Source organism: Rhodococcus sp. BH5 (assembly GCF_027583855.1).
Classification (GTDB): domain Bacteria; phylum Actinomycetota; class Actinomycetes; order Mycobacteriales; family Mycobacteriaceae; genus Rhodococcus_F; species Rhodococcus_F qingshengii.
Genome location: NZ_JAJHVW010000015.1, coordinates 105,945 through 115,524 on the forward strand (window position 1 = coordinate 105,945; position 9,580 = coordinate 115,524).

Consider the following 9,580-nt stretch of genomic DNA (forward strand, 5'->3'; position numbering starts at 1 on the left):
CACAAATCGAGCGGCCCCGCATTTCGCGGGACCGCTCGACGTGCGGAGAAACTTACTGCGCGAGTGCGCGCTTCATGCCGCGTTCGACTGCTGCGATGATCTGCGGACGCAGTTCTGCGGCAGGGACGATCTCATCCACCGAGCCGACCTCTCGGGCCCGCTGGATGTTGTGGATCGCTTCGAATTCGGATGCCACTTCGCCGAGCTTGTCGGAGCGGACGGCGATGCGCTGAGCGTTCAGTTCTACGCGCAGATGTGCTTTCTCCGTGTCATCCTTGGCTGCTGCCAAGTCTGCCTCCAGTTGCTGCACCTTCGGGTCGTTGTTGGTGCGGGTGTTCACCTCACGGGTGAAGACCACTGCGGCGGCGGGGGCGCCGCCGAGTACCGACGCGAACGAGCCTTCGACAGCAAGAACTTCCATGTTGTCGTTGAGCGCACCGGAGAACACGACGAACGCGCCGCCGTGGTAGCGGGAGACGACGCAGAACACGATCGGTCCGTCGAAGTTGACGATGGCGCGGCCGATCTCGGCGCCGTACTCGAGCTGGATGTTGCGCAGCGACTCCGGGGAACCGTCGAAGCCGGACAGGTTGGCCAGCACCACGATCGGACGGTTGCCGCTCGCAGCATTGATCGCGCGGGCAGTCTTCTTCGACGAGTTCGGGAACAGCGTTCCCGACGTCCAGGTGTCGGGACCGTCGGCGGGGAAGTGCCCCTTACGTGGGATCGCGCGGGATTCGATGCCCACCACTGTGACCGGATGTCCGGCGAGGTGCGCGTCCAGAACGACCGAGGTGTCGGCGCCGGCCATGTCGGCCCAACGCTCGAGAACAGAGTGGTCCTGGTCGACCACCGAACGCATTACGGTGCGAATGTCGAAGGGCTTCTTGCGATCCGGGTTCTTCGCCGAGGAGAAGATGTCGCCGACCGTCTCGAAGTCGCTCGACGGGTGGGTGTGCGGGAAGCTACGCACGTCGCGATCGACAGGGTCCGTCGTCGCTGCGCGGCGCGGGAACCGTTCGCCGGGAGCGAGGTACGAGTGTGCGTAGTGACGGAACAGGATCTCGCACGCCGCAGTGAGGTCGGGGGCCCAATACTGTGCCTGGCCGTTGGGGCCCATGACGCGGTCGTAACCACCGATACCGAAGTTGTCCTCGGCCGACACACCACCGGAGTAGTCGAGAGACTGCTTGCCGGTCAGCACCATCGCGCTGTCCGGGGTCATCACCAGAATGCCCTTGGTGTGCATCAACATGGTGGCTTCGGCGTTCCAGTAGGGCTGAGCGCCGACGTTGATTCCCGTGACGACGATATTGATTTCACCGCCGTTCTGGGTGAAGGTGATGATCCGGCGCAGGCCACGGGAGACCCAGTCCATGTTCTCGGTGCCGCTCTCCATCGAGATGGTGGCACCCGAGGACAGTGCAAACCACTCGACCGGGGCGTTCAACTTCTCGGCCAGGTCGATGGCAGCGACCACGCGTGAGCATTCGGCCTCGGCCACGGTACCGAGCGCCTTGGTGGGGTCACCGAAGAGCGCGACACGGGTCATTCCCTCGGGATAGCGCGGCGTCGGAGTGTTCACGAGGCCGACGACGATGCCGGCCTTGTTGAGCCCGTACGGACGCTCGACAGGTGAGAGGACGCCCGCTTCGTCGAAGTCGTGCTCGACGAAGGTGCCCTTGGTGCCGGTCAGGAGGGGAATCAGCTCGTACGGGTACACCGTGCCGCGTGCCCGCGAACTCTGGACCTTCTGGGCGTACGCGTCGAGGGGGAGCAGCGGTTCAGTGGGAGGCGTGGTCTTGTTGATGACCACACCGGCACCTGCGCGGTAGGAGAATCGCAGCGCAACTTCCTTGGGCGCGCCGCCCTTTCGGTCCTTCAGGCGGGTGATGAGTGTGATCTCTTCTAGCCCGGCGCCGACGGTCAGTCGGGCTGCGTTCTGAGCGATCACGGAGAAGCGTTCGCTGGGAACGTCGGCGACCGGCCACACGTACAGCACGACGCGGTTGGCTGCCAGTCGACGCTTGTCTCCGCGCTGGGACTGCGCACGGCGGATGCCGTCGAGGCACGCGGCAAGTGTGCGCTCGATGGCCGGAAGCGCAACCATCTGGCCTTCGTCGTCGAGCTGCGGTGTCACGTCACGGATTTCCGCGAGAGCGATCAGGCGCTCGTCCTTCGGGTTCTCCTTGGCGGAGAGGTGGAACAGGTAGGTGTTCTCCGGAGCCGGCAGACGCTTGCCGTTGAAGTTCTTCAGACGCCACATGTCCAGACGCTGACCCGTGAGCGGATGCATGTCGCGGATGATGTTGTCCTCGACCAGTTCACCGTCGATCGGGCGGAAGGTGACCCAGCGGACCGGCTCCCCATTCGGATTGCAGATGATCACAGTCGCGCGGCGGGACCGGGTGATCGTCTCGTTGCGCGAGAGTTCGGTGCGCAGCGTCTCGACGAGCGTGTCGCCGTCGGCGGGCTGATTCGGCCAGTCGAGGTAGATGTCGACTACCAGGCCGCGACCGGATGGAGCATCCTGCGCGATTGTTGCGACATCGTCGAGAGCCGTTCCGAGAGCGTCGAATTCGGCCACCGTCGAGACCAGATGCAGCCCGTCGCCCTTGAGGTCGAAGTTACCGGTTACGAAACGGCGGTCGACGTGCTCGAAAACGCGGACGTCTTCGAACGAGTGAATCTTGTAGTAGCGACGCGTGATGACCTCGAGCAGAGGGCCGCCATCGCGGTTGCCGAGGCCGATCTTTCGACCCAACAGGTCCAGGAGCGGTTCGGGAGTGGCGACGAGATTGGCGATTCGATCGTCGAAATCTGCAGCGTCCGGCTGCTCTTCGAGGTAGGCGAGGTTGCCGCGTACTCCGTCGTAGACGTCTTCGCGAACCTTGCGGATGCGCGGCTCGTCGAAGAACCGGAAGCGAAGGTTGCGGGCGACGTCGCCGATGACGGGGTAGCGGACCTGCGTCGCGACGATGAGTCGATCGAGAACCTCGTTGAGCTCCTGAGCCGAGCAACCGGGAGCCTTGTCGCCGACGAGCCAGCCTTCGAGAAGTGCTGCAATGACCGGGATCTGGGCTTCCATGCGCTGCAGAGCCAGGAAGAGTCGGTACACCGCTTCCTCGACGGCCTGGCGATCTTCCAGATCGGTGACGTCGTAGTGGCGAAGTGCCCGTTCGAGTCTCGTGCGGAACGACGCCGGCAAACCTTCGCGCTCGGAGTCGAGTGAGTGCAGGAAGGTGTGGAAGTGCTCGCGGGGGCTGTGGACGGATTCGTCCTTCGCGGACTCACCCGAGGTGGGCTTGTTGCGCGAGAGTTCGCAGATGTCGGCGAAGGTGGTCAGCACAGCCAGTTCGGCCTGTACCAGTTCGCGGTCCTCGGATTCGAGTGCGCTGCGAAGTGCGTCGTACTCGGCCAGAACAGCGTTTGCGTGCTTGCCGCTGACGTCGTAGCCACTGATCATCGCGGTCAGTGCTTCGAGCTGTGCCAACGCGTCGTCGCGGGCGTCGGAACCGGAAGTTGCTGCCGGAAGATCGAATTGGACTCGCGGAGCCTTCTCCGTGACAGCTTCCTCGCTGACCTGGTCGACGCGCAGGAGCGGCGCGCCGGCATCGACCTGAGAGTTGACGGTAGCGAGAACTTCACGCACCTTGCCCGCGTACGGTGCGCGAACTGCGGTCTCCATCTTCATGGATTCGAGTACGACCAGGGTGGAGCCGGCTTCGACGTCGTCGCCGACCGCGACCGGTACAGCCACCACGACGGCGGGAGCCGGTGCGCGGACCACTCCGGCGTCGTCCTGGCTGATCTGGTGGCTGATGCCGTCGACCTCGACGAGATAGCGAGCCGGGCTCACGACGGAAACGACGTGGAAGCGCCGATCACCGATCACCAGCCGTGACTCGAAGTCGCCGAGACGATCGACGTCGACCTCGATGTCGCCGGCGTCTCCGTCGACGCGGTAGCGGTGCGGGCCGATACGCCCGACGGTCAGTTTGTATGCCTGACCTTGGTAGTTGAGCTCGACGGTACGGCCGATCGCGTGATTGGCGCGGGGACGGCCGCCACGTGCCGAGGCGAGGAAGGCCGCACGCTCGAGGGACTCCTCGGCGTCGTAAGCATCGATGGCGGTGGCGATCAGTGCGACGTCCGCGCGACGAGTGGTGCCGGTGAGGGCGCCCGTGCGGTCGAGCCAGCCGGTATCCGCGGATGCCGAGATGACCTCGTCGCGATCGAGTAGATCGAGGAGGAACGACTTGGTGGTGGTGCCGCCGTCGAGTACGACTGTGGTTTCACGAAGGGCGGTACGCAGGCGCGCAAGTGCCTCGGAGCGGTTGCGGCCCCAGGCGATGACCTTCGCGACCATCGAGTCGTAGTCGGGCGGAATGACGTCCCCGGCAGCGATGCCGGTGTCGACCCGGATGCCGGAGCCGAGCGGGAACTTGAGGAGCTGAACCGTGCCGGGTGCCGGCGCGAAATCGTTGTCCGCGTCCTCTGCGTTGAGGCGGGCTTCGACGGCGTGGCCGAATGCGGGCGGGCAGTCACCGACCAATTCGTCACCACTGGCGACCAGAATCTGCAGTTTGACGAGGTCGATTCCGGTGGTGACCTCGGTGATCGGGTGCTCGACCTGCAGACGGGTGTTGACCTCGAGGAACGTGAAGAGCTTGTTCTCGGGCTGGTAGAGGTATTCGACCGTGCCTGCGCCCTGGTATCCGGCTGCCTTGACCAGTTCGGCGGACACCTTCTTGAGGTGGTCAGACTGTTCTTCGGTCAGGACGGGGGAGGAGGATTCTTCGATGACCTTCTGGTTGCGACGCTGAATCGAGCAGTCGCGAACGCCCGGAGCCCAGACATTGCCGTGGTTGTCGGCGATGACCTGTACCTCGACGTGGCGTGCATCGGTGACAAGGCGTTCGAGGAAGACGACGGGGTCGCCGAAGGACCGCTCTGCTTCGCCCTGCGTGCGCTCGAGTGCAACTTCGAGTTCGTCTTCGGCCCAGACCTTGCGGATACCGCGTCCGCCGCCGCCGCTTCGGGCCTTGATGATCAGGGGATATCCGATGGACTGAGCATGACGACGAGCGTCGGCGCGCGTTTCGACCGGTCCGCCGCTCCACGGGGCGACCGGTACGCCGACCTTCTCGGCCAGGATCTTGGCGGCAACCTTGTCGCCGAGCAGGCGCATCGCGTCGGCGCTCGGGCCGATGAACGTGATGCCCAGTTTCGCGACGATCTCCGCGAAGGCGGGATCCTCGGCCACGAAGCCCCAGCCGACCCAGACTGCGTCGGCCTTGGCCGCGAGCAGTGCTCGCTCGAGTTCGGCGTAGTCGAGATACGGGCTACCGGTGCCGGTGCTGCGCAGGGTCACGCCCTCATCGGCCTGGCGGACGAACATGGCGCGGCGCTCGGCCTCGGTGTGCAGTGCAATGACGCGAATGCCGTAGTCGTGTTCGGCGTTCAGTTCGCGTACAGCCCTGATCAGCCGGACCGCGGCCTCACCTCGATTGACCACTGCGATTCGTTTGAACATTGTCACTGCCACCGTCCTTGATGAGATTCTTCGTCACGTACGTTGCGATATGAGCCGACCGTGTCCCACATACCCGGATTCCCCGGTTCGTGAACTACGCCGCGATGCGCTGTGTTTCCCCCGGTTGCGCGTCGGCAAGTGATTGCCCTTCCGGTTCGTCGAGTCCCCTGCGCTGAAGCACTGTGTGCACCGAAGCGCTGTGTGCGCTGAGACACTGTGTGCCTTGTGCGCCACCCTGCAGGCGTGGACTCAGAACCGCTCCAATCACGAATCAGCAACATATTGTGTCTGCTTCCAGGGAATCCCTGGTTTATCTAAGAATGCAGTATGTCGACGCTCATGTCACCTGGGCGAATTGAAGAATATTAGTCAACGTGAACCACGGTTACACATATGGCGTTAAATCATTGCGGTGCAATGGAATTCGGACTTGTGACACGGATCACGATGGTAATGAAATCGGCAAGAAAGTGAATACTCACTGGTAACAAAATCGCATATTCGGAGAATTCTCTGGGTTGCTCGATTATTACTGATCGGTACTACTGGCGAGTATTTTTTATGTCCGGTCGGACCGTATTCGAGAAATCGCCTTCGATGGTTGCGATGTGCTTTGCGATCGCGTCGAGTCCTGAGGGAGGGAGGTGCAATGCGTTGCCGAGAGCAAGTGAAGTCCGCTTGAAGTGCTCCACGAGTGGTTCGTATTTCGTGACCAGTCTCAGTCTGTCGGTCCCGTTCAGGTACTTCACGCTTCCCGCGTTGTCGACGAAGTCGCTGAACTTCACGAGGAACACTGCGGGATCTGCTATCGCGCGGATGACGTGATCCTGATATCCGGCGGTGGTGTTGTCGTGTGGGTAGTCGATTGGATTGGTCACTGCCTCAACAAGTTCGGAGATTCTGTGGCCGAAGCGCGAGGCGATGAGTGTGGACGCACGTTCCTGCGCTTCGGATGCGGACATGTCGTCTGCAGTCTGGCCACCGAGGAGCGCGATGACGGCGTGTGGTCGGTCCTCGACCGTGTCGTGAAGTGCGGTTGCGCTCAGGATCTCGACATCGGAGCACCCGTACCGAAGCAGCCGCAATACATTTCGTAGGGGATGAACGATGTAGGGATCCTCGTCGGACTTGATCCCGTTCTTTCTGAACTGATCGAGGTGCGCAAGGGTCGCGACCTCCATGGCGAGCCGTAGGGTTTCACCCGGGATCGCCAGCTCGTGGACGGCGCTCTCGATGGCGAAGACCAGCGTTGCAGCGTCCATGTCCTTCAGGGGCAACTGGTCGAATGCAGACCTGATCGGGTCGGAGTTGCTCATGCCAAATGGCCTTCCGGTTGGTGAGGCGTCGCGACGAATGTCCTGGTGCAGATCTGCAATCGAGCCCTGATTGACGCCGGAAATACAGGTCGAGGTCAGAATCATCTTGATTCTATCCGGCGACTACGACAGCAAGTGTTCCTAGCGTTGTCATAGAGGTGGGCGGGGAGGTTCGTTCGCCTCCATCACAGGCAAATAGGGCAGGAAGAGGTTCGATGACCACGGAGGCGACCCTGGCGTCGTTTGTCGAGACAGTTGACACGGATGTCGACACCCATCCGCTGGACGATCCTGTGCGACAAGGACTTCGCGGACATCATGCGCAATTCGCTCGCTGGGCAGGGAGAGTTGCGCGATACGACCCGACGGTCGCGCCGTTTGTCGGTCATCCGCCCGAGTTGGACGCCGAGGACTGGGAGAACCTACTCACACTCGTAGGTCCTGGCGGCACAGTAGGTTTGCGAGGATTTGATCACCGCCCGCCGGAAGGGTGGCGCGTTGTGGATCAGTTCGGCTCGGTGCAGATGGACGGATCCGCACTCGAAGTCTCCGTTGATCCGTCGGTCGAACTTCTCGGAACGGGCGACGTTCCCGAAATTCTGGCATTGATCGAGCGCACCAAGCCAGGACCGTTTCTTCCTCGTACCGTCGAGATGGGCAGTTACTACGGCATTCGCGTCGACGGAAGACTTGTTGCCATGGCGGGGGAGCGGTTGCACCCTCCGGGATGGACGGAAATCAGTGCGGTGTGCACTGACAGCGACTTTCGGGGTCGAGGCCTGGGTACGACGCTGATCCGTGCCGTCGCTGCCGGGATTCGCGAGCGCGGCGAGCTGCCATTTCTCCATGCAGTGCAATCGAATACGAATGCGATCAGACTCTACGAATCACTGGGGTTCGTTCTCCGGAAGAGATCCAGGTTGACTGCGGTGCAGGCGCCTGCCTGATCGAATTCTCGCCGACGCCTGTGTTTCGGGCGCTCGGCCACTAGTCTGAACAAATGACAGTCGATCAGGCGTTGGACAGTGATTTCCTCACTCTTGCCGATCCGTACCGCCGCGAGTTGCTGGCGCACTGCTATCGCATGATGGGGTCGATTCACGACGCCGAAGACCAGGTCCAGGAGACGTTCATCCGGGCTTGGCGCGGGTTCGACGGTTACAAGGGCCAGTCATCTCTCAGGACCTGGCTCTACCGCATCGCGACGAATACCTGCCTGACCGCGCTGGAGGGGAGATCGAGGCGTCCCCTCCCGACCGGCCTCGGCGCACCTAGTTCGGACCCGGCCGACGATTTGATCGAGCGCAACGAGATTGCCTGGTTGGAACCGATTGCCGATTCTGCGTTGGGCGACGTCAATGATCCGGCCGTCATGGTCGTCAATCGCGATTCGGTCAGGCTCGCCCTTGTTGCCGCTTTGCAGCACTTGTCCGCGCGCCAACGTGCGGTTCTGGTTCTACGTGACGTTCTCCAGTGGAAGGCGTCGGAAGTTGCGGAGGCGCTGGACACCACAACCACTGCGGTAAACAGCCTGCTGCAGCGGGCTCGCGCGCAGATCAATCACATCGGACCCACCGAGGACGATCTCGTGGAACCGACTACCGAGGCTGCCCGGAAGTTGCTTCGCGACTACGTGCACAGCTTCGAGAGCTACGACGTCGAGGCCATCGTCGAACTGTTCACGCGCGAAGCCATCTGGGAGATGCCTCCGTTCGAGGGTTGGTACCAGGGCCCCGAGGCAATCGGGCAACTCATCGGAACCAAATGCCCGGCCGACGGACCAGGAGCGATGCGCCTACTTCCGACCGCTGCGAACGGACAGCCGGCGTTCGGCCTCTACATGCGCGAGCCCGATGGTGTTCACCGCGCTTTCCAGTTGCACGTTCTCGATGTCACCGAGTCCGGGATCTCGCACGTGACGTGTTTCTTCGATCTGAGTCTGTTCGCACGGTTCGGATTGCCTGCCGAGCTGTAGGGGCCCTGCCGAGTTCTAGGGGCAAGGAGTTGCGCGAGCCCCCCCAGTATGGAGGGACCCGCGCGACTGCTCGTTACTGCTGTTGCTGTGCGTTACTGCTGGGGAACAGTCGCAGCCGGGTCCATCCACATGACCTCCCAGACGTGATTGTCGAGGTCGCGGAATGCGCGTCCGTACATGAAGCCGTGATCCTGGGGCTCCATCCACTTGCTGCCGCCGGCAGCAATCGCCGCGTCGACGAAGGTGTCGACTTCCTCCCTGCTGTCGGCCGACACACACATCAGTGCTTCACGAGCTTTCGACGTGTCGCAGATGTCGTCGGCGATGAAGTCCCCGAAACGCGGTTCGTTCAGGAACATGACGGTGGCGGAATCGCTGACGATCATCGAGACAGTGTTCTCGTCACTGAACATGTCGTTGAACTCGAAGCCGAGGCCACTGAAGAATGCACGGGTAGCGACGACGTCCTTGACCGGCATGTTGACGAAGAGAAGACGAGACATTGGGTGCTCCTTGAACTCGGTTGACTGATTACTGAACGCTTCGGTTCCTGTTGGTTCCTGCTCATACAGACCGCAGTGGGCGCAGAAAGTCATCGCGAGAAGTAAAAATTCGAGAAAAGTATCGCCTGTTAACCGACCGCAGTGCTCTGACCTGGCGATTTGGTGTTGTGTTGATCTTCGCGTAACTTTGTCCAGGTCAGAGCGACACGGACACCGACTCCCACCTGCAAGGGTGAGTGACACGAGGTTG

General features: G+C 62.2%; 5 protein-coding genes. 2 read left to right on the plus strand and 3 right to left on the minus strand.

Annotated features, from left to right (window positions below; all coding sequences use genetic code 11):
• Window positions 1–52: 52 nt before the first annotated feature.
• A complete protein-coding gene (locus RhoBH5_RS27900; RefSeq protein ID WP_270009030.1) occupies window positions 53–5,536 on the minus strand; it encodes an ATP-binding protein in 5,484 nt (1,827 codons plus the stop codon).
• A gap of 542 nt (window positions 5,537–6,078) precedes the next feature.
• The gene (locus RhoBH5_RS27905; protein ID WP_232509030.1) at window positions 6,079–6,852 is read right to left on the minus strand and encodes a hypothetical protein; all 774 of its coding nucleotides are present in this window, start codon (window positions 6,850–6,852) and stop codon (window positions 6,079–6,081) included.
• A 215-nt stretch (window positions 6,853–7,067) separates the two neighbouring features.
• On the opposite strand from RhoBH5_RS27905, the gene RhoBH5_RS27910 reads away from it, so the two are divergent.
• Entirely contained in the window at window positions 7,068–7,799 is a 732-nt protein-coding gene (locus tag RhoBH5_RS27910) for a GNAT family N-acetyltransferase (RefSeq protein ID WP_003945124.1), read from the plus strand.
• A gap of 53 nt (window positions 7,800–7,852) precedes the next feature.
• Window positions 7,853–8,827, plus strand: coding sequence for a sigma-70 family RNA polymerase sigma factor (locus tag RhoBH5_RS27915; RefSeq protein ID WP_003945115.1), 975 nt, complete (start codon window positions 7,853–7,855; stop codon window positions 8,825–8,827).
• 92 nt (window positions 8,828–8,919) lie between these two features.
• Here the strand turns inward: RhoBH5_RS27915 and RhoBH5_RS27920 are convergent, their stop codons facing one another.
• Window positions 8,920–9,330, minus strand: coding sequence for a VOC family protein (locus RhoBH5_RS27920; RefSeq protein ID WP_042923411.1), 411 nt, complete (start codon window positions 9,328–9,330; stop codon window positions 8,920–8,922).
• Between the last annotated feature and the right edge of the window lie 250 nt (window positions 9,331–9,580).

Bases quoted from the DNA above. Each gene is read 5' to 3' on its own strand.
- RhoBH5_RS27900 (WP_270009030.1), bottom strand. From the start codon at position 5,536: ATGTTCAAACGAATCGCAGTGGTCAATCGAGGTGAGGCCGCGGTCCGG.
- RhoBH5_RS27905 (WP_232509030.1), bottom strand. From the start codon at position 6,852: ATGAGCAACTCCGACCCGATCAGGTCTGCATTCGACCAGTTGCCCCTG.
- RhoBH5_RS27910 (WP_003945124.1), top strand. From the start codon at position 7,068: ATGACCACGGAGGCGACCCTGGCGTCGTTTGTCGAGACAGTTGACACG.
- RhoBH5_RS27915 (WP_003945115.1), top strand. From the start codon at position 7,853: ATGACAGTCGATCAGGCGTTGGACAGTGATTTCCTCACTCTTGCCGAT.
- RhoBH5_RS27920 (WP_042923411.1), bottom strand. From the start codon at position 9,330: ATGTCTCGTCTTCTCTTCGTCAACATGCCGGTCAAGGACGTCGTCGCT.